Origin of the sequence: Ensifer sp. R-19, assembly GCF_049905105.1 — a bacterium.
In the GTDB taxonomy this organism is placed as follows: Bacteria; Pseudomonadota; Alphaproteobacteria; order Rhizobiales; family Rhizobiaceae; genus Ensifer.
In genome coordinates this window covers 514,452-535,624 of the sequence record NZ_CP184571.1, presented here as the reverse complement: position 1 = coordinate 535,624, position 21,173 = coordinate 514,452, and the positions used below count along the sequence as shown (strand labels likewise).

The following is a 21,173-nucleotide window of genomic DNA, read 5'->3' as shown; positions in this document are numbered from 1 at the left end:
ATCCTCCTCGATAACGGCGAGCGCATCCTCGGACGCGCTGTTCGTTGCCTGCGCGTTAGGCGCCAGCAACGTCTTGAACGAGATCAAAGCGCCGCCTTGATCTTCTCAGCTGCCTCAGGCGAATACCCATTCCTTCCACATGGCCTCGTTCTCCTCGAGGAAGTGCTTTGCGCCATCATCGCCGCTTGCCTGGTTGTCGGTCATCCAGGCCATAAGCTTGTTGACCGTGTCGTTCGACCAGGCGCGCTTGTTGAGGTAGCCCATGACATCCTCGCCGGCGCGCTCGGAGAACGCTTTGGTCACGAGCGTCTGGACGGTGTCCTTCGGCCATTCATTCTTTTTCGGGTCCGGGCAATCCGCGACGGTATTGCAGCGCTTCCACTCGGCCGCGTCGTACGGCACGCCATAGTCGAGCTTGACCATGTCGTACTTGCCGAGAAGCGCAGTCGGAGCCCAGTAGTAGCCGACCCAGCCTTCCTTGCGCTCGTAGGCCTTGGCGATCGAGCCGTCGAGGCCAGCGGCGGAACCCGTATCGACCAGCGTGAAGTTCGCCGCTTCGCCGCCATAGGCCTTGTAAAGCTGCGAGGTCACGACCGTACCACCCCAGCCCTGCGGGCCATTGTGGATCGCACCTTTCGATTTGTCTTCGGGATCCGGGAACAGCTCCGGATGCTTGAGGACATCATCGATCGTCTTGACGTCCGGATGAGCGTCAGCAAGGTATTTCGGCATCCACCAGCCCTGCACCGCACCATCGGTCAGGACGGTCGATGCAACGACGAGCTTTCCGTTTGCAACGCCGGCGTTGACGACATCGGGCAGAAGATCGACCCATCCTTCGGGCGCGATGTCGGGTTGGCCCTTCTCGGTCATCGATGTGATCGTCGGGACAGTATCGCCCTGTATGATTTCGGCGTTGCAACCGTAACCTTCGTTCAGGATAAACTTGTCCAGGCTGGCGAGCACTTCGGCGCTCTGCCAGTTCATGCTGGCGATGGTGACGTCACCGCAATTCGCAGCCTGCGCAGCATTGCCGAAGGTCAGCATGGCTGCTGCAAGGCATGTCGAGGCGAAGAGTTCTTTCATGGCACTTCCTCCCTATGTGCGATGTTGAAATTCCAAGCCCGTCAACGCCATCGCATATCTCGGCGGGCCGCCGGCGGCTTCGGTATCCTCCTCAGAACCCGAAGCCGCCGTTTCCTGCTAGCTCGGCAGATACTCCTCACTCCAGGTCTCGCTGATCGCACCGGAGGCAATCAGCCGATCGATCTCGGCTTCGGTGTAGTTCAGGGTCCGGAGAACGGCGCGTGTGGACGCTCCGTACTTCTCCGCCGGCGCGACAGCGGTGACCTTGCCGACAGCCGGACGGATGGCGAAGGGGTCGAGCTGCGTGACCTTATGGCCGCTCGGATGGTTCGGGAAGATCGAGAAGGAATAGCTGCCGCGGTCGATCCCCGGCGTGCCGTCGGCAATGCGGGCACTGCGGCTGCGGATCGTTTCGATGTTCTCGCAGAGCGATACGCCGATATCGGCTTCTCGCAGGCGCTGCTGCCAGGTTCCCGCAGGTGCCGTCATGAAGGCTTTCGCCAGATAGGCCTCGCGGTCGGATGCCGACATTTCGACAATCCCCCTGAGACCCTCGACCTTGCCGAAGCGCAGGAGGTCGGCTTCCGAGGCGCACAGAAGAAGGTGATCCCCCGAGGCCGTCTCGTAGAGCCGCGACAGCGCGTTATAACCTTTCGTTTCGCGACCGGACGGCTCATCGAAGGGGCCGCGGTCGACATAGTCATAGCAGAACGGTATCTGCGCGAGGCCGGTCAGCGCCGACAGCGACGTGCGCGGGCGGCCGACGATCCCGGTTCTGGATTTCTGGTAGAGGGCGGCGGCAATGCCCAGCGCCGCGCCGAAGCCGCACATGACATCGATGGTGCCGACATGGGCATGTTCTTCCGGCGTCTCCATCGAGCCGCCGAAGCGCAGCATGATGCCGGTTGCCGATTGCACGAGATCGTCATAGCCGAGATAGTCGGTGCGCGGGCCGGTGCGCACGCCGCCGAAACAATCGAGCTGGCAGAAAATCGCTTGGCGGTTGAGCGCCTTCAGGCTTTCGGCATCGAGCCCCATCGCCTTGACCTGGCGGTCGGTCGCATTCCAGACCACGACATCGACAGAGCGCACCAGTTCCTCGAAGACAACGCGGCCATCGGGCGAACCGATGTTCAGCAGCACGGACTGCTTTCCGCGCATGTGCGACATGCCGAAGATCACGGTATTCCAACAATCATAGAGCGGCTTGGCCGGATCGATCTTGATAACCTCCGCGCCGAAGCGGGCGAGATAGGCGACCGAATGCGGGCCGGCGATTACATTGCAGAGATCAAGGACCCTGATGCCATCCAACCACCCACCGGGCGTGTCGTTTGCGGGCGCCGGCAAGGACGAGCGCTCTATGTCCGCAAGCATCGCCAGCGCATCCTCGACCGTTCCCCAACGCCGAGGGTGCGGCGTCAGCATGGCTTCGGCGCTCTCTTGCAGCCAGGCCATCGGCCCCGGCTGGGTCATGCGGCCAAGGATCGGATCGTCGACCTCGATCATCAGGCCGGCGGCCTTGGCGTGATCGTCGGCGATCCATTCCTTCAACCAGCGTTGCGGCGCGCCCGGAAACAGCCCTTCCCCGAAGATGCGCTCCCATTCGGCCGCCGTCTTCGTCAGGAAGACCTGCTTCATGCGGGCCGCGATCTTGTCGGCCCAGAATTTCGGGAGCGGATAGACGCCAAGCGAAACGTCCGACGACCATTGCGAGACCGGAAGATAGGTGTCTTCCTCCTCGCGCAGTCCCTCGGCCACCAGTTCATCGTAGAGACCGAGGGCTTGCAGGCAGCGCTTCGCATGGTTCTTGTGGCTGGGGCAGACGACGTAGAACATCCGCCCGTCGGCGCACATATAGCTGCGATAGAAGGGATCGAGGAACTCCTGGAGGTCGTCATAGGACATATCCATCGGCATGCCCTCGCCGCGCCGGCGCTCGATCTCCCGCTCGCGCTGGGTCTGGTAACGCAGCGGATAATCATCGATCAGGATCGAATTGTAGGAGAGGCCCTCCATGACGGCACTTGCCAGCGGCACTTCGATATGATCGCCGTGCCCGGTGCGCTCGCACGCCTGAAGCGCCAGCACCGTTGCGGACGCTGCAAGCATTGTGCCGTAAGCGGAAGAGAGCGGCAGCGGCGAGAAAGACGGATTGATGCCCATCAGGACGCGATTGAGTCCCATATCCGTGAAGACGCCGGAGGACGCCGCAATTACCGCCTCGAAGGCCCGCCAGTCACGGCGAAGCTGATCGTCGGAGGCGAAACCGGGGATCGACAGGGTGATCAGTTCCGGCCGAGCCTTGCGCAACGCCGCAAAATCGATTCCAAGCCGGGCGAGCACGCCGGGGCGGAAATTCTCAACGACAATATCGGCCTCGGCGACCAGCGCTTTTGCCTCATCCACCCCCTCTTCCGACTTGAGATCGAGGGTGACGATCAGCTTGTTGCGATTGAGGATGGCGTTGGCGGGATTGTCCCAGAGCGGACCGCCGGGCGGATCGACATGCACGACGGTCGCGCCAAGATCACCAAGAATCATGGCCACGGCCGGGCCGGCAATATATTGCCCGAAATCAACCACCCGAACGCCGGAAAGCGGAAGCGCGGAACGCGCGATCGATGTCATTGCTCTTATCTCCCCAAGAGTTTTCTATGCGCGCCGATCGGCGACGATCCAGCCGGCCGCCTTTTCGGCGATCATCAGCGTCGGCGCGTTGGTGTTACCACTGGTGATCTTCGGCATGATTCCCGCATCGACGACGCGCAGGCCCTCAATGCCCCGCACCCTGAGACGGCTATCCACCACTGCCATCGGATCGTCATCGTGGCCCATCTTCGTCGTCCCGACCGGATGAAAAATGGTGTTGGCGATATCGCCCGCCAACCTGGCCAGTTCCTCGTCGCTCTGGAACTGCAAGCCGGGCTTCCATTCCTCAGGCTGGTATTTGGCCAATGCCGGCTGCGACACGATCCTGCGCACTTGCCGCAAGCTCTCGGCAGCGATGCGGCGGTCCTCTTCCGTGCTCAGATAGTTCGGCGCAATCGCCGGGGCGTCGACGGCCTTATCGGAGCGAATGCGCACGCTTCCGACGCTGGTCGGGTTGAGGTTGCAGACGCTCGCGGTGAAGGCAGGAATGCTGTGCAATGGCTCGCCGAAGGCGTCGAGGCTGAGCGGCTGGACGTGATATTCGAGGTTGGCGTGCGCCTGGCTGTCGTCCGACCGGGTGAAAGCGCCGAGCTGCGAGGGCGACATGCTCATGGGTCCGCTGCGTTTCAGCACATATTCGAGCCCGATCATCGCCTTGCCGAACAGGCTGTTGGCGAGCGTGTTCAGCGTCTTGGCATTGCCGACCTTGAAGACCGCGCGAATCTGCAGATGGTCCTGAAGATTTTCCCCGACGCCCGGCAGGTCGTGGGCGACCTCGACACCATGGCGCTTCAGGAGAGAGCCCGGCCCGATCCCCGACAATTGCAGGATCTGCGGCGAGCCGATGGCGCCGGCCGACAGGATGACCTCCCTGCGCGCTCTGACCTCTGCCCTTTGCCCCTGCCGCTGGACAACGATGCCGGCACAACGCTTGCGGCCGGACGCCTCGGCTTCCAGGATCAGCCGTTCGACATGGGCCTGAGTCCAGACCGTCAGGTTCAGGCGGTTTTTCGCCGGGCGCAGGAAAGCCTTCGACGTGTTCCAGCGCCAGCCGGATCGCTGGTTGACTTCGAAATAGCCGACGCCCTCGTTGTCGCCGCTGTTGAAATCGTCGGAGCGCGGAATACCGGCCTCGACGGCGGCCTCGGCGAAGGATTCGAGGATGTCCCATTTGAGCCGCTGCTTCTCTATCCGCCATTCGCCACCGTGGCCGTGCATGTCGGAGAAGCGGCTGTTGCCGCCGGTCTTTGGGTCCGCGCCGTTGTCCAGCCGATAATGATCCTCATGCGCCTTGAAATCGGGCAGGCAATTCTGCCAGGACCAGGCGTTATCGCCGGTCGCCGCCGCCCAGCCGTCGAAATCGCGCGCCTGGCCGCGCATATAGATCATGCCATTGATCGAGGAGCAGCCGCCGAGCGTCTTGCCGCGCGGATAGCGCAGCGACCGGCCGTTCAAACCGGCATCCGGTTCGGTCTTGTACAGCCAGTCGGTGCGCGGATTACCGATGCAATAGAGATAGCCGACGGGGATGTGAATCCAGTGATAGTCGTCCTTTCGGCCAGCTTCTAGCAGCAGCACGCGCATCGCGGGATCGCGGCTGAGGCGATTGGCGAGCAGACAGCCTGCGGAGCCTCCACCGACGATGATATAGTCAAAACTATCGGCGGCGCGGTAAGAAGCGCGGCTGGTCATCGGCTTGCCCGCCTGCTGCGATGCAACACCGCACAATCATAAGCTTCGACGATTTGCCGTAGCATTTTAGCCTCCTCCTCATCTCTATTTTCAGGAATAGCGGAGGAGCGGCCCGGAAATCCAATGACAAATGACGCAAGGCATTATAAGTAAAATTAATATGCTTCAGTCAATCGACCTGAGAAAATTGAAGGCATTCGTCACCGTCGCGCGCGAGGGCAACGTCACGCGCGCCGCGGAGCAACTGCACGTCACCCAACCGGCGGTCACTCTGCAACTGAAGCGCCTTGCCGCCGATACCGGGCTCACCTTGTTCCGGCGGACGTCCACGGGGCTGGAACTGACGCAGGAAGGAGCCCTGCTGGCAGCCAAGGCGGAGCAGGTGCTGACGGCATTGACGGATTTTGGGCAGACGGCCGGACATTTGGCGACACGTGTGCGGGGGAAACTGCGGATCGGCACGATCATCGACCCGGAGTTCACCCGGTTGGGGGCGTTTCTGAAGGCGCTGATCGAAAGCGGGCCGGGCATAGAAACCACACTGCGCCATGGCATGAGCGGCGACGTTCCGGAGGGGCTGAGGCGAAATGAACTCGATGCCGGTTTCTATCTCGGCGACCCAAGAGATTATGATCCTTCCGCCGAGATTACCGGAGAAAGTGCCGCACCGCTTTTTCATGCCCGCGAGCTGGCGCAATTAACCTATCGCGTCGTCGCTCCACCATCGCTCGCCGGTCTCGTGCGCGGCGCGGATTGGTCACAGCTCGCATCGCTTCCTTGGATCGGCACACCGCAGGCCTCGGTCCACAATCGATTGCTGTCGCGCCTATTTACCGATTTAGACGTCCGGCAAAATATAGTCGCCCAAGTGGATCAGGAGACGTCCATGGTTGCCATGGTACGGACAGGGGTGGGATTGAGCCTTTGCCGAGAGTCGATTGCCCTTCATGAACAACAGGCACACGGCCTTGTCATCGCTGAGAATGTTAAAATCTCCACGACGCTGAGTTTCCTCTGCTTGGAGGCTCGTATCGGCGATCCCTCTATAATGGCTGCTTTCGATGCAATAAGGCGGGTTTGGATATAGTCGGGGCGGTCTGTGTGAAGGCAGTGGTTCGCCGAGACATGGTTTTGAGGGAGGCCTGCGTTACGACAACGCGTTGCCCGATAGCGCTTGTCTACCGTGAAAGACGTAAATTGCCCGTGCGACGCCAGCAAAAAGAGAAGCCACTGCGAGGTTTATCGCTTCAGTCGGCGTGGTCCGTCGGGGGCTTAGCCCAATTAAGAAAGCCGAGCGCAATTGTTGGAAAGGCCAGTTCGCAGGATCGCGGCAGCTATTCAGCTAGCCGCGTGTTGCAACAAGCCGTCCAACGCGCTCGTGAAGAACAGGCCCCTTCTATCACTCTGCACTTTGGCCACGGACACGATTTGGTAATCCGAAGCGGACAATCAATTCGGTACGCAGGGACGGCAGGTTTGCGCCCCATGTCGGACACTCAGGCCGCTGTTGAATTTCTGAAAGCTGCCGTTCGCTTAATCAGATAGGGCGGGGAAGCGGACATTCTGGTCCAACGGTTCGTCCGTATGCTTTGCGGAACCGCCTCGGTCTTGTAGCGCGCCACCAGCGCTTCAGTTTGTTTGATAAGGTCCCGGGCAACAGACGCGCCGTCGTCTGGGCCGTTTCCATCGCGACCGCTCGGAGCGCCTCAAACGCAGTCCTCACAGTGATGCCATGAAGGCCCGACCTCCGTTCGATGTACGACGGAGGCCTGGGCCGCAATTGGCGGCGCAATCAGTCGCCATCTCTCCTGGCGTCGAAGGCCTCCCTAGACTTTCGGAAGCGATCCGCGTTCTCAACGATCCACGTCCACAACGGGATCATGCGCAGGAGCAGATCCATGCCGTTTCGGACAGCTCGTATTCGACCCTCGGTGGGTTTTCTCCGAAGTCGTTTCGGATAACCAGACCGTCACGCTCCAACTGGCGCAACGTCCGTGTCAGCATTCGCTGCGTAACGCCGTGCATACGCCTCCCGATCTCCGCATGGCGCAGCCTACCGTAGACGCCGAGCGTGTGGATGACGCCGAGCGACCAGCGGTTGCCGGCATGCGCCAGCAGTTCGCGGCGCACTCCGTCATCATCATCCCTCAACCCGTCGCAGACGGTCTGGGATCTCTGCTCAAAATCTGGTTCACAGTATCACGCATGTACCTTTTTTCATTTGCATAAGCGCATCGCTAGATCGAAGCCGAAACGCATTCTCAATGAGGCAAAACGATGAGCGATACAGCCTACGATACAACGCCGCGGTCCATTCTCGTGCTGGGTGCCGGGGAACTCGGGCAACCCGTCCTTCGCAATCTGGCACGCCGTGCACGCGAGACAAAGGAGACGACGATCAGCGTCCTCCTGCGCGCCAGCGCCGTCTCGTCAGATGACCCGGATAAGCAGCGCGCCATTGCGGAGATCCGGGAGCTCGGCATCGAGATCGTTGTTGGCGACCTGGTCAAGAGTTCGATCGATGAGCTCGCTTCACTGTTCGCACGATACCATACGGTGATTGGTTGTGCCGGCTACGCCGCCGGGATCGATACGCCGATGAAGCTGGCCAAAGCTGCATTGCAGGCCCGCATCCCGCGCTACTTTCCCTGGCAGTTCGGCGTCGACTTCGACGCGATCGGGCGTGGCAGTCCACAGGATATCTTCGACGCGCAGCTGGACGTCCGCGAGCTGTTGCAGGCCCAGACCCAGACTGAATGGGTCATCATCTCGACCGGGATGTTCATGAGCTACCTGTTCGAGCCGGAGTTCGGCGTCGTCGACTTGAAAAATTTCGAGGTCAATGCGCTGGGAAGTCTCGAGACGGCCGCGACGCTGACAACGCCTGAAGACATCGGGAAGCTGACCACGGAAATCGTGTTCGCCGACCGCGGATCCGCAACGAGATCGTGTTCCTGGCGGGCACACCGTGACTTAGGGCGAGGTTGCTGACAAGCTGGAGGCGGGTCTCGGGCGGCCCTTCCGCCGCTCTGAATGGAGCGTGCCCTTCCTGATGGAAGAACTGGCGAAAGATCCGCAGAACATGATGCGCAAGTACCGCGCTGCATTTGCCTTGGGTCGGGGCGTCGCGTGGGACAAGGCCGGGACGTTCAACACGCGGCAGTCCATTCCGGTCACGGACATCGATGCATGGATCCATGCAAACCTGGATGCCTCCGGTCGGGGGTAGTCCTCGAACCGCCTGGGGTTCGCGATTTCGAGCGGGTGGGTGGGACGACAAATGGATGTCGTACCCATCCGCTGTCCGACCCCACGCCGCGATGCTCGCCACGTACTGATAAGCGACCTCCGCACTTGGATAACCTGAAATCGCGGTTGCCTCTCAGGCACCGAAATGTCCGTTGCCGAAAGTTGTCTCAGTCAGCCGCTATGACCAAAACTGGTTCGGTAGCCGAACAGCAGCTGATCGCAAATCCTAGCCGAAACCCACCAGGCTGGTAACGGCCCCAGAGCGGACTTTCAATCCCTCGCCTTGAGAGGAATCGAACGTGCGGCCCTGTCATTTCTAAGCCGGTCAGACTGCAACTCGCGCGTTACGCAATCCGTCCGGCCACAGAGCGGCGTCTTCGTCCAAGCTACATACGGTCAGCCATAAGACGAGCATAGAGAGCAGCTGCGAAGTCGGCAGGCAGTGCGCAGGCAGCCAGCTTGGCCTCGCTGCTCCTGCCCAGCAGCGCAAGGCATGCCGCCTCGTTCGGTAGCGCGTCCTTGATCGCACCCGCCAACAAGCATTTCCTTACACACGCGCTGGATACAGACAAGCAACGATCTTTCTCGACCGGTGAAAGCCCGATGCTCCTAAAACATTCCCAACGGGCTGCACGGAATCTGCAAATCCGGGCGGCATGCTGTTGTCATGACCCAGACCGAGATTTTCTTCCCCTTCCCCCGAGTTCCATATCGCCTCCGCAAAGACGGATGGTGGCTGCTTTCGCAAGCCAATTGCACGCCCCGCCTTTCCGGTCGCGAGGGCGCGCGAGAATTCGCCACGGCCGGCGACAGCATCAAGGAGATAACAGTTGATGACATCAATCGATAACGCCGTCATTCAGGATCGGAGCGGAAACGCCAGCGCAGTCGTCGGACTTGTACTTGTGGCGCTGGCCGACGCCCTGCTCTTCCAGCGGCCGCTCGGCATCAATGCATTTCTGTTCACCATGGCCGTGGCGGTCGGGATCCTGGTATCCGGCGCCCGCCGCCTGACAGCAGCAGCAGCCGTCGCCCTGGCGGGGGCGTCATTCGCCGCATGCGCGCCGCTGCTGGAGGCGCCATCCGTCCTGGGTGCCCTGTCTTCTTTCGCTAATGAAAATTGTAGAACTCGCCCTGCTCGCAGCTCGAGTTCAAGTGAAAGCAACCCCATTTGGGCAATAGATTTCGCCGAGTTACGCAACCGACTGAATCTTAGCCCGTGTGACGACTTCCCCAAAGTGCCTACGATTGCAATTTATGATATATTAGAAATATGTTGTCAACTAGAGTTTGCGACTGCACGACTATCCTGGATTGATCCAACGCGGCAGGCGCGGACGCCAAAGACCTTGTTTTTTTCTGCCCGCAGGGCCTGCGTGAGGCGGTCGCTCAAAAAGAATAGTCGGGTCAGGTGCGGATCACCGGACAGGTGATGCTACAAAGGAAAGTCCATCTGGACGCCGCACGGGAACGACCTCTGAGTGAGTGTCGTTCCCGTTCGGGTTCCATCCATTATGTCGTCTGTCTGCGAGCATGAATTGCAGTTAGCGAAATGGGCCGCATGCCGCGAGACGTTGGAATTCAAGCAAGCGTCGACCTGAAAGCGCCACCGTCGAGCAGGATATTCTGGCCGACAATATAGCCTGCGTACTGGCTGCAAAGAAATGCCGCGGTAGCGCCAAACTCCTCAATCGTGCCGAAGCGCCCGGTCGGATTCTCCGCATGCGCCTCCTGCCGCGCCTGGTCGATTGAGATGCCCTTCATTTCTGCCCTTCGCTGGAGAAGCACGGCTACACGATCCGTCTCATGCGACCCTGGTAGGAGGTTGTTGATCGTTACGCCATGTTTCGCGACTTGCCTCGCCGTCCCTGCCACGAAACCGGTCAGTCCGCTGCGCGATGCGTTGGACAGGCCCAACTCCGGGATCGGTGACTTTACTGATGCGGAGGTGATGTTGACGACGCGCCCCCAGCTCCTACCGATCATGCCGGGCAGAACCGCTTTCATCAGCAAGATTGGGGTCAGCATGTTGGCGTTCAGTGCGTTCAACCATTCATTCGTCTCCCAATCAGACCATAGCCCAGGCGGCGGTCCCCCTGCATTGGTGACGAGGATGTCGGCTTTCGGTTCCGCTTCGAGAAGCTCTTGCCGTCCTTCCACGGTCGTTACGTCGGCGACCACGGCATAGACTTCGGCGTTTGCCAATTCGCGAAGCTCCCTCGCGGTGGCCTCCAGCGTGTCCCGGCTACGACCGTTCAGGGTAACGATCGCGCCCGCCTCCGCAAGCTTCTGCGCCACGCCTCTGCCCAGCCCTTTTGAACTCGCGCAGACGATCGCACGCTTGCCCTTTATTCCCAGATCCATCGCAGTTCCGTCCTTCTATTGGTTTGCATCTTTTGCGATTTGTTCAACCGCATAGACGAGGCCATCGACCTCCCCCGCGGTATTGAAGTAACTGACCGAGGCTCGGGCTGTTTCCTGTAGTCCGCGCGCGGTCATGTCGAAGGGCGTGTAGGGTATGCCGTTTGCCCCGATTGAGATACTCTTCTCGGCTAGCTTGCTTCTCACAACCGATGCCGAAATTCCCTCCACGGTGAAAGAAACAAGGCCCGACTGTTTCTCCCCGAGATCGCGCACCTCAACCGCCGGAATGCGCTTCAACCCTTCCCGAAGCTGGGTTGCCAGGAGGGCGATGCGGACTTGGATCGCCTCGACACCCAACTCTGAAGCCAGCGCGATCGCTTCGCCGAGCCCCAGGAGCAGTGATATAGGCGCTTCGGATGTTTCGAATAGACGGGCGTCTTTCCTCAACTCGACCTTTCCATTCACCAGAGGGCCGGAGCTCACATCGACGAAACGGGGATTGAGCTTCTCAAGGAACTTAGAGCGAACGTACAAAAGAGCCGTTCCGCGCGGCCCTCTAACGTATTTCCTGCCGGCCGCCTTGAGAACATCGCAACCTATCCTCGACACATCGATAGGGAGCTGACCAAGTGCCTGCCCGGCATCGACGAAGTATGGGATGCCAGCCGCGTTGGCCACCCGCCCTATGGCTTCGGCGTCGTTTATCAGTCCCCCGTTGGCAGGAAGCCATGTAAGCGAGATCATGCGCACCTTGTCGTCGATCATTGCGGAAAGAGCGTTCGGATCGACACTGCCGTCTTCCCTGCAGGGAATGGTCTCGATACTTGCCCCGGCATGGCTTGCCGCACGCTGCATCGATGCGACATTACCGCCCCATTCCTGTCGGCCAATTAGAATGCGCTCGCCCGACCTCAGCTGTGGCAACGCGGCAAACACGCTCCCCCAAAGGGCAGACCCCGATCCACCGAACGCAACCTCGCCTTCGTCGGCGCCGATGAACTTGGCAGCGTTGGTACGAAGCATCGCGAGTTCGTCCGCAACCAGTGCGGCAGCTTCCATCGGACCTCGCGTCGATTCCAGCATCAAGTGTCCGACAATTGCTTCGGTGACCCGCCTCGGTGGGAGCGAAGCTCCGGCGTGATTGAAGTGCCTCCGCTCGGCGCAGCCGGGTGTGTCGTTGCGCAGGCTGTCGATTTTTGCGTCGGTCAGCACCTGGTCTCCTCCAGTTCCACAACCGCATCGATCTCGACGGCTGCCCCCGAGGGAAGCGAACTGACACCAATGGCGGCCCTCGTGTGCTGCCCGGCTTCGCCGAACACCGCAACCATCAGGTCGGAGGCACCGTTTGCAACCTTCGACTGATCCTTGAACTCGCTCGTTGCCGCGACGAATACGCCAAGCTTCACGATGCGACGGACAGACGAAAGCGAGCCGTCTGTATTGGCAGCGATCTGTCCGAGAAGGTTGAGGGCTGCGATACGCGCCGCTTGCACCCCCTGCTCGTGAGATATGACCGCACCCAGGGTGCCTGCAATGATCTCACCATCCGGGGCCTTGCTGATCTGACCGGAAATGAACAAGAGGTTGCCCGTGTGGACCACCGAAATGTAGTTCGCAGCCGGAGTAGTCGGTGCGGGCAGTTCTAGGCCAAGAGTAGCCAGTTTTTCACGGATGGAAATCGTCATCGCTTTCTCCTTTTCTTTCTTGCTTCATGAAAGAAATCCGAGGAGCCCGCCAATTCAAAGCTTTGCGCCCTGCGATCGAATTCGTTAATGTCAGCCGTCATTCATCCGCGAGGCATCGGCACGTTGCGCAGTTCCCCATTCCTCCCACCCCTTTCCGCGGCCAGGGTCTTCCAGGTGGTAGCAAATCGAGGGAGCTTTCGATTGGCGGGCGAGGAACTGCTAATTACGCAAAGCGCGGTGAGCCACCACATCAAGCAGCTCGAGAGTACTCTGGGTACTCCACTCTTTCGTCGCAAGAGTAAGAGCATAGAGCTGACCGAGGCAGGCACGATGTTTCTTGCCACCGTCGACGAGGCCTTCACTGTGCTGTCGGAGGGCACCGCGAGGGTGCGCTCGCGATCCGGGCAGACCAGGTTGCGTGTGAGCCTGCTCCCCTCTTTCGCCGCGAACTGGCTGGTCAACAGACTTGGCGGTTTCCTCAAGAGCCATCCAGCGATCGAACTCGAATTGGATCCGACCCTGCGAATTGTCGATGTAGGGCGCGGAGAAGCGGATATCGCGATTCGATTTGGCGATTTTGGCGCGAGCAAGCAGTCCTGTGTGCACCTCGCAAACGAAGATTTGTCTCCGGTGTTGAGCCCGGCGCTGTACGCAGACGGCTCCCAGTTTCAATCCCCCCTGGACCTTCTCAACCATGAGATACTGCAGGCCAAGAGCGGCCTCGAATGGCAGCTGTGGTCGGAGGCAGCCGGATTTCCACTTGAGAAGGCCAAACAGACCCGCCTGACGGACTACAACATTGTATTGCAAGCTGCTCTTGATGGTCAGGGTGTCGCCATGGGGCGAGGCCTTCTTGTTCGGGAGCATATTCGGACGGGGCGGCTGGTCAGGCCCTTGTCAGCTTCCTTGAGCTCACAGAAAGCAGCGTACTGGGCAGCCTTCGACCCGCTCTCGAGGAAACTTCCAGCGATAGACGCTCTTGTCGGCTGGTTGAAAAACGAAATGACCCCATCGGCGCAGAGAACGTCCGGCACCATTTTTTGATCGATGCAATCGCCGTCCCAGCGGTAAGATCTGCCGGCGGATACCTCTTGGCGCGCCCCACCAAGTATTTCTGCACAATGCCCGAATTTTGGATGAACATGCAGGCCGACTTTAACCTCAAGACAGAGGAAATTCGTCAAGTTTGTTAAGTTCGTAAACATACGGCGGCATTCGGGTAGTGCAGGTTCGCGTCCTGCCGGGCCCACCATTATCACCTCGAGCGTCACTACCCTGCCCGGCACACCCAGAAGCGATGATCAGTACGGCCCGTATTCGGTGCCATTCATTCCGTGGAATAGAGCTCCTCCTCGCGCGTGTTTAGCATTCCCGCCAATGTGCGCAAGCCGCTGTCGAGCTGATCCATCGTCGGGGTCCCGACGGCGCGCGGTTATAATGCTTTGGCAGAAACTTATAACATTGACAGTTTGCTCACAGCGTTATAAGTTCTTGGCAGAAAATTATAACGGCGACCAAGATGAGCGACCACGACTTTGGTCAAAGGGAAGCGCGCGTCAGGCAGATCGCTGCGCTTGTCGGCGCTTTCAAAAGGACGAAATGCCAATGATGAGAGAGATCGACATCAGCTATCGGACGATGTTCGCGGAGCTGACGCAACGGACGCTCGACGGTCAGTTTTTGGCAGACTTCCCCATGGAAGGATGGTTCGTGACCGTGACCGTCAAAGACCGCAATTACTGGTATTTCGACCTCCCAGATGGCGAGGGCAAATACAAGCGAAGCTATGTCGGTCCAGAAAGCGACGAAGAGATCACGGCACGGGTGAAGGCGCACAAGCAGATCAAGGACGATCTCCGGGAGCGGAGGCGCATGGTGAGCACGCTACGTCGTGCCGGTCTCCCCGGTCCCGACACCTTCGCGGGCGATATCACGAAGGCGCTTGCCGACGCCGGCTTGTTCCGGCTACGTGCGGTGCTGATTGGGTCGGTGGCATTCAGCACCTATGCGGGGATGCTTGGCGTCCGACTGCCCTCGTCTGCCATGCAGACAGGCGACGCGGATTTCGCGCAAGACTTCGCGATCTCGGCCGGGGTGCAGGACAGCCTTCCGCCCATTCTAGATATCCTCCAGTCGGTCGATCCTGATTTCCGGACCGTGCCGCACCAAGCGGACAAAGCCAAGGTGGTCGCCTTCCAGAACGGTAGGGGCTACCGAGTGGAGTTCCTGACTGGAAACCGAGGATCGGACGAATACACGGGCAAGCCGTCTCCCATGCCCGCCCTCGGCGGCGCTTCGGCAGAAAACCTCCGGTTCCTGGACTTCCTGATCTACGAACCTGTCCGCACGGTGCTTCTCTTCCGCGAAGGCGTGAACGTCCTGGTCCCCGCTCCCGAGCGGTATGCCGTCCATAAGCTTATCGTTGCCTCGAGAAGGCTCACTGACACGCTAGGACGCGTGAAATCGGACAAAGACCTGGTGCAGGCCTCCCTACTATTCGAAGCCCTAGTAGAGACGCGCCACGAATACGAGTTAGTCGATGCTTGGGAAGAGGCGTGGGATCGGGGAGATTCTTGGAAGGAAGGCCTTTGCAACGGCCTCTTGAGGCTATCAGCCAAAGGTGTGAAGGCGCTTGGTAAGGCGCTCGGATCGAAGATGCCTGACTTGGAAAAGTTGAGAGCTGATGATCGTTCCAAATGACTTCCCCGGCCACGCAAGCCGCTCCTTCGCGCCGCAACGGCCGTCGGCGTCGCGGATCGCCAGCAAGGGCCTCTGGTCTCACGTCGACACGAACAGCGTCCCCGGCGTGCGTTTGTCAGCCTTCCCTAAAGCAGCCACCGTGGGCATCAACGCCGGTGGCCGTGCGGGTGACTAAAAAACCGGCCACGAAAAACAGCATTCCAGTCGATACATTATGCGATTTTGGAAGCGCATAACGAGAACGCGCCCACGTCCAGCGTTCACGCAAGACGCCGAATTTGGTTCATGACAGCATTTCTTCAATCAACGAACCCGGACAGCAACAACCAGTCACTTAAGCCAGCGTGTAGGCGGTCTTGACGGTGGTGTAGAATTCGGCGGCGTAGCGTCCCTGCTCGCGCGAGCCATGGGACGAGCCCTTGCGGCCGCCGAAGGGCACGTGGAAATCGACGCCGGCCGTCGGCAGGTTGACCATGACCATGCCGGCCTCGGCATTGCGCTTGAAATGGGTCGCATGCTTGAGGCTGGTGGTGGCGATGCCCGAGGACAGGCCGAAGGGGGTGTCGTTGGCCACAGTGAGCGCCTCGTCGTAATCGCGGACGCGGATGACGGACGCGACCGGCCCGAAGATTTCTTCCCGCGAAATCCGCATCTGATTGGTCGCCTCGGTGAACAGCGCTGGCTGCAGGTAGAAGCCGGGCGTGTCGCGCTTCAGGAGCTCGCCGCCGAAGGCGAGCTTCGCGCCCTCCTGTTTGCCGATGGCGATGTAGTCGGTGTCCTGGTTGAGCTGGCTCTCATCGACCACCGGGCCGATATGGGTGCCGGCCTTGAGCGCATCATCGATCGTCAGCCCTTTGATCCGTTCGCCCATGGCGGCCACGAAGCGGTCGTGAATGCCCTCGGTGACGATGATGCGCGAGGAGGCGGTGCAGCGCTGGCCGGTGGAGAAGAAGGCGGAGTTGACCGCGGCCTCGACCGCCACGGACAGATCGGCATCATCAAGCACGACGAAGGGGTTCTTGCCGCCCATTTCCAGCTGGTACTTGCGATTGTGCTCGACCGAGGCCAGCGCCACGCGTTTGCCGGTGCCGGTCGAGCCGGTGAAGGTGATGGCGTGGATATCGGGGCTGTCGAGCATCGCCTGGCCGACGACCGAGCCCTTGCCCATGACGAGGTTCAGGACACCCTTCGGCAGGCCGGCGCGATGGAGGATGTCGACGATGGCCCAGGAACTGCCGGGCACCAGTTCGGCCGGCTTGAAGACGACGGTGTTGCCGTAACAAAGCGCCGGCGCGATCTTCCAGGCGGGGATGGCGATCGGGAAGTTCCAGGGCGTGATGATGCCGACGACGCCGACCGGCTCGCGGGTGATCTCGACGCCGATATTGGGTCGCGCCGACGGCAGAACTTCGCCCGCCAGTCGCAGGCATTCGCCGGCGAAGAAGTCGAAGATCTGGCCGGCACGCACCGTCTCGCCGATGCCTTCGACCAGCGTCTTGCCTTCCTCGCGCGACAACAGCCTTCCGAGCTCGTCCTTGCGGGCAAGGATCTCGTCGGCGGTCTTCCTCAGGATCGCGTGGCGCTCGAGGATGCCGGAGCGCGACCAGGTCGGGAACGCAGCCTTGGCAGCGGCGATCGCGGCGCGGGCATCGTCGGCAGACGCACGGGCATATTCGCCGACCACGTCATTGGTGTTCGAGGGATTGATGTTGGCAACCCCGTCACCGCCGACCCATTCGCCGGCAATCAGGTTCTGGTGGATGGTCATGGGCTTTCCCCTTTTTCATTCTGCGACGAGGGCCGCCTCCGCGCGAAGGCGGCCCACTTTTCTCACTGACGCTTATGTTTTCCGATAAGGGCGTCCATCATAGCCATTTCCTCTGGTGTCAGGTCATGGAGTGGCGAGCGAACCGGACCGGCATCGAAGCCCTGGAGCCGCACCCCGGCCTTGATGGCCGAGACGGCATAGCCCTTCGCACGGCTACGGATCGCCATGAACGGATAGAAGAAATCAATCAGGATTTTCTCGCACCTGGCGCGTTCGCCCGCGCGCAATGCCTTGTAAAAATCCATGGCGAGGCCGGGCACGAAGTTGAAGACCGCCGAAGAATAGGTGGTAAAGCCTGCACCAAGGTAGGCCTCAGCGAAGAGTTCGGCCGTCGGCATGCCGCCAAGATAGGTCAAGCGGTCCCCCATCTTGGCGGTGATCTGCCGCACGAGGCCGATGTCGCCGGTGCCATCCTTGAAGCCGACGAGGTTCGGGCAAGCGTCGCAAAGGCGCGCCAGCGTATCGGCCTGCAGAACGGAATTGTCGCGATTATAGACCATCACGCCCATACCCGTGGCCTGGCACACGGCCTTGATATGCCGGTAGAGCCCTTCCTGCGGCGCATCGATCAGGTAGTGCGGCAAAAGCAGGATGCCGTCTGCGCCGGCCTTTTCGACGGACTTGGCGATCGAGACGGCGATATTGGTGCCGTAGCCGCAACCCGAGACGATCGGCGTCTTGCCGGCGGCTTCCTTGGCGACGCGGACGATCTGCGGAATTTCCTCCGGCGCCAGCGAAAAGAACTCCCCCGTACCACCAGCGGCAAACAGCGTGGCCGCCTCAAAGCCGGAAAGCCAGTTGACGTGTTCGGCATAGCTTTTGGCGTTGAAATTGCCCTCCGCATCGAAATGCGTCACCGGGAATGAAAGCAGACCGGCGCCAAGCGCATGTTTCAATTCTTCAGTTTTCATGGGTGTGACCCTCCTTTGAAGGAAGCATCGGGGAATGCCGATGCCCCTGGTTGATCTGGTTGGCTGGGGGACGCTTCCTTAGGCCGCGAGCGACCGCACCATCGCGGCAAGGCGGTCGCAGGCACCCTCCAGCTCGCGGTCGGATGCCGCAATTGACAGGCGGATGAAACCGGGCGCGCCGAACGCGGCGCCGGGTACGCTCGACAGGCCGAACTGTTGGAGCAGATGGGAGGCAAGGGCCATGTCGTCGGCGATCACCGCTCCTTCCGCCGTCGTCCGGCCGAGCAGCTTTGTAACGCCGATGAAGGCATAGAAGGCGCCATCCGGCGGGGTGAAATCGAGCTTGTCGATCTGCGCAAGGCGCTGCGAAACGATCTTCGCCCGGCCGGCGAAGGTTTCCGCCGCTTTCGCGACGAAAGCCTGGTCACCTGTCAGCGCGGCGAGAGCCGCCACCTGCGCCACCGTCGAGACGGATGTCACGCTCTGCGACTGCATCTTGTTGAGCGCGGCAATCAGGGTTTTCGGACCGGCGGCATAGCCCACACGCCAGCCGGTCATCGCATAGGCCTTTGAGACACCGTTGACGATCAGCGTCCTGTCACGCAGTTCGGGGCAGGCCGACACAAAGGATGCGAAGGGTACGTCCTTCAACAAAATGTGCTCGTAGATCTCGTCCGAGAGCACCAGGATCTGCGGATGGAGGGCGAGCACCTCCGCAAGCGCGCGATATTCATCGGCGGAATAGATTGCGCCCGTCGGATTGGACGGCGAATTCAGCATCAGCCAGCGCGTCTTCGGCGTGATCGACGCCTCCAGCCTCTCGGCGGTGATCTTGAAGCCGGCGTCAGGCCCGCAATTGACATAGACCGGCTCGCCGCCATGCAGGGACACGATATCGCCGTAGGATACCCAGCAGGGCGTGGGGATGATGACCTCGTCACCGGTTTCCAGCGTCGCGAGGAACGCGTCAAACAGGATCTGCTTGGCGCCATTTGCGACCATCACCTCGTCGATGGCATAATCCAGCCTGTTTTCCGTCTTGAACTTGCTGACGATTGCCGCGCGCAGGCTTTCCATACCCGCCGGCACGCCATAGCGCACCCTGCCCTTGCGAATGGCTTCGCAGGCTGCGTCGGCGACGTGGGCTGGCGGCTCGAAATCCGGCTCGCCGAGCGACAGATCGATGATGTCGCAGCCTTCGGCAGCCAGTTTCTTGGCGGCCATGGCGATCGCCATGCTGGGGGACGACTTGATGCCCCCAGCGCGCTTGTTTTCGAACTTCATCTCCGGCTTCCTTGAATTGATCTGGCATTTGGGACCGGACGACGCTCTCGCCTCGCCCGGTCCCCGGGAGGACTATCTGGCGACGACGTAATCGAAAGCACTGTCGCGCTTGGCGGCAGCCGGATCGCGCTTATCGGCCGGACCATAGCCGCCACCGCCGGGAAGCTCGAGGATGAGCCGGCGCCCCGCCGGCACATGCTGCCGTCCCTTCGACGTAAGGCGTGTGCCGTCATCGAGCAGCACGGCTCCGGGGGCACCGTTCTCGCCGCCCTCACGGCCGCGCGCCGGATGCTCGACGCGGTCGAACATGGCGTTGAAATGAATCTCGTGACCTTCGGTCGGCGAGATTTCCACGACCTGGCCAAGGCCGCCGCGGAACTGGCCGGCGCCGCCCGATCCGTCGCGCAGTTCCTTGCGCCAGAAGATGACCGGGCCGACATGCTCCGTCGCCTCGATCGACATTGAGTGCACGCCGCTCGGGAATGCCGTCGCGCTCAGGCCGTCAAGCGTCGAACGCGCACCGGCGCCGCCGCTGTTGAACAGCAGCACTTCGGCGCGCTGACCGCCGTCGGCCGGGGCCTTCTCGCCCTGCAGCGGGCGTACACTGACATGCAAGTTCCAGAGCGCACCCGCCCCTTCCGCCGGCACGCGGCCCGGCAGTATCTTGTGCACGGCGCCGAGCACGGCATCGGGAACGAGATGGCCGAGGACGTGACGCACAGATACAGGCGCCGGATGCTGCGCGTTGAGGATGCAGTTCTCCGGCGCTATGACGCGGAACGGCAGCAGGGATGCGTGATTGTTCGGAATCTCTGGCGCGATCGAGCACTTCAGACCATAGCAGGCATAGGCTGCGGAATAGATGAACGGGCAGTTGATGCCCTTCGGGCTCGGCGGCGACGTGCCGTCGAAATCGGCTAGGATATGGTCGTCGGCCACATCAAGGCGAACGGCGATATCGATCGGCGAGCCATAGCCATCGACGCGCATTCCATTGGAATAGGAGCCCTTCGGCAGGGCCGCGATCCGCTCCAGCGTCGCATCGTAGCTGCGATTGAAGATGAAGTCGGCCAGCGTTTCCAGATCCGCAAGATCGAACTCGTCCATCATGTCCATCAGGCGGCGATGGCCGATCTCGTTGCAGGCCGCGAGCGAGTAGACGTCGCCGACCACCTGATGGCTTTCGCGCACGTTGTTGCGGAGAATGTTCACGAGATCCTTGTTGACCTTGCCACGCTCCGCAAATTTCATGATCGGGACGAAGATGCCTTCCTCGTAAACCTCGTTTGCATCCGGGCCGAAGCCACGGCCGCCAACATCCACCACATGCGCGGTGCAGGCGAAGTAGCCGACCAAAGAACCGTTGCGAAAGCTCGGCGAGACGACGGTAAAGTCGTGCAGGTGGCCGGTGCCCTTCCAGGGATCATTGGTGATGTAGACGTCACCTTCGAAGATGTTCTCCGGACCGATATCGCGGATGAAATGGCCGACGGCTTCCGCCATGGCGTTGACGTGGCCGGGCGTGCCGGTCACCGCCTGGGCGATCATCTTACCGCCGCGGTTGAACACGCCGGCGGACAGGTCGCCGGATTCTCGTACGCTGGTGCTGAAGGCGGTTCGGATCAGCGTGACGGCCTGCTCCTCGACCACGGAGATCAGCCGGTTCCACATGATCTGCATGTGGACGTCGGAAAGTGCATTGGTTTTCATGGATTATCCTCC

General features: G+C 60.9%; 13 protein-coding genes and 3 pseudogenes. 5 read left to right on the top strand and 11 right to left on the bottom strand.

The window, feature by feature from the left end; genetic code table 11:
- Window positions 1-83: 83 nt before the first annotated feature.
- From ACN9MO_RS33035 to ACN9MO_RS33025, 3 genes and pseudogenes are all read right to left on the bottom strand, one after another.
- Window positions 84-1,086, bottom strand: a pseudogene (locus ACN9MO_RS33035) (ABC transporter substrate-binding protein).
- Between the two features lie 117 nt (window positions 1,087-1,203).
- Window positions 1,204-3,717: a CoA transferase gene (locus ACN9MO_RS33030; RefSeq protein ID WP_425988612.1), complete on the bottom strand. Its 2,514-nt coding sequence runs from the start codon at window positions 3,715-3,717 to the stop codon at window positions 1,204-1,206.
- 24 nt (window positions 3,718-3,741) lie between these two features.
- A complete protein-coding gene (locus tag ACN9MO_RS33025) occupies window positions 3,742-5,430 on the bottom strand; it encodes a GMC family oxidoreductase (RefSeq protein ID WP_057251582.1) in 1,689 nt (562 codons plus the stop codon).
- Between the two features lie 160 nt (window positions 5,431-5,590).
- On the opposite strand from ACN9MO_RS33025, the gene ACN9MO_RS33020 reads away from it, so the two are divergent.
- Window positions 5,591-6,517, top strand: coding sequence for a LysR family transcriptional regulator (locus ACN9MO_RS33020; RefSeq protein WP_425989385.1), 927 nt, complete (start codon window positions 5,591-5,593; stop codon window positions 6,515-6,517).
- A gap of 705 nt (window positions 6,518-7,222) precedes the next feature.
- On the opposite strand, the pseudogene ACN9MO_RS33015 reads toward ACN9MO_RS33020, so the two are convergent.
- Window positions 7,223-7,581: pseudogene (locus ACN9MO_RS33015) on the bottom strand (winged helix-turn-helix transcriptional regulator).
- A gap of 126 nt (window positions 7,582-7,707) precedes the next feature.
- Here ACN9MO_RS33015 and ACN9MO_RS33010 point away from each other — a divergent pair.
- Together ACN9MO_RS33010 and ACN9MO_RS33005 are read left to right on the top strand one after the other, a co-directional pair.
- Window positions 7,708-8,659: pseudogene (locus tag ACN9MO_RS33010) on the top strand (aromatic alcohol reductase).
- An 853-nt stretch (window positions 8,660-9,512) separates the two neighbouring features.
- Window positions 9,513-10,112 (top strand): hypothetical protein, encoded by a 600-nt coding sequence (locus ACN9MO_RS33005; protein WP_425988608.1) that lies wholly within the window; start codon window positions 9,513-9,515, stop codon window positions 10,110-10,112.
- A gap of 148 nt (window positions 10,113-10,260) precedes the next feature.
- Here the strand turns inward: ACN9MO_RS33005 and ACN9MO_RS33000 are convergent, their stop codons facing one another.
- Genes ACN9MO_RS33000 through ACN9MO_RS32990 form a run of 3 tightly spaced genes read right to left on the bottom strand, consistent with a single transcriptional unit; the run spans window position 10,261 to window position 12,728 of the window.
- Window positions 10,261-11,043: an SDR family oxidoreductase gene (locus ACN9MO_RS33000; RefSeq protein WP_113736929.1), complete on the bottom strand. Its 783-nt coding sequence runs from the start codon at window positions 11,041-11,043 to the stop codon at window positions 10,261-10,263.
- 15 nt (window positions 11,044-11,058) lie between these two features.
- Entirely contained in the window at window positions 11,059-12,252 is a 1,194-nt protein-coding gene (locus ACN9MO_RS32995; protein ID WP_425989382.1) for an aminotransferase class V-fold PLP-dependent enzyme, read from the bottom strand.
- Window positions 12,249-12,728, bottom strand: coding sequence for a RidA family protein (locus ACN9MO_RS32990; protein ID WP_057251578.1), 480 nt, complete (start codon window positions 12,726-12,728; stop codon window positions 12,249-12,251). The genes ACN9MO_RS32995 and ACN9MO_RS32990 overlap by 4 nt, the downstream gene beginning before the upstream one ends.
- A gap of 87 nt (window positions 12,729-12,815) precedes the next feature.
- Between ACN9MO_RS32990 and ACN9MO_RS32985 the strand changes: the two genes are divergently transcribed.
- Entirely contained in the window at window positions 12,816-13,772 is a 957-nt protein-coding gene (locus ACN9MO_RS32985) for a LysR substrate-binding domain-containing protein (protein ID WP_425988604.1), read from the top strand.
- Between the two features lie 561 nt (window positions 13,773-14,333).
- Window positions 14,334-15,428, top strand: a complete 1,095-nt coding sequence (locus ACN9MO_RS32980; RefSeq protein ID WP_057251579.1) for a nucleotidyltransferase family protein — start codon at window positions 14,334-14,336, stop codon at window positions 15,426-15,428.
- Between the two features lie 334 nt (window positions 15,429-15,762).
- Here ACN9MO_RS32980 and ACN9MO_RS32975 read toward each other — a convergent pair whose 3' ends face one another.
- The 4 genes from ACN9MO_RS32975 to ACN9MO_RS32960 form a co-directional block, all read right to left on the bottom strand.
- A complete protein-coding gene (locus tag ACN9MO_RS32975) occupies window positions 15,763-17,196 on the bottom strand; it encodes an aldehyde dehydrogenase family protein (RefSeq protein ID WP_425988600.1) in 1,434 nt (477 codons plus the stop codon).
- A gap of 62 nt (window positions 17,197-17,258) precedes the next feature.
- Complete coding sequence (gene kdgD, locus ACN9MO_RS32970) at window positions 17,259-18,167, bottom strand: 5-dehydro-4-deoxyglucarate dehydratase (protein ID WP_057248675.1); 909 nt, start codon at window positions 18,165-18,167, stop codon at window positions 17,259-17,261.
- A gap of 78 nt (window positions 18,168-18,245) precedes the next feature.
- Complete coding sequence (locus ACN9MO_RS32965) at window positions 18,246-19,451, bottom strand: pyridoxal phosphate-dependent aminotransferase (protein ID WP_425988596.1); 1,206 nt, start codon at window positions 19,449-19,451, stop codon at window positions 18,246-18,248.
- 72 nt (window positions 19,452-19,523) lie between these two features.
- Entirely contained in the window at window positions 19,524-21,161 is a 1,638-nt protein-coding gene (locus ACN9MO_RS32960; protein WP_425988593.1) for a hydantoinase B/oxoprolinase family protein, read from the bottom strand.
- Between the last annotated feature and the right edge of the window lie 12 nt (window positions 21,162-21,173).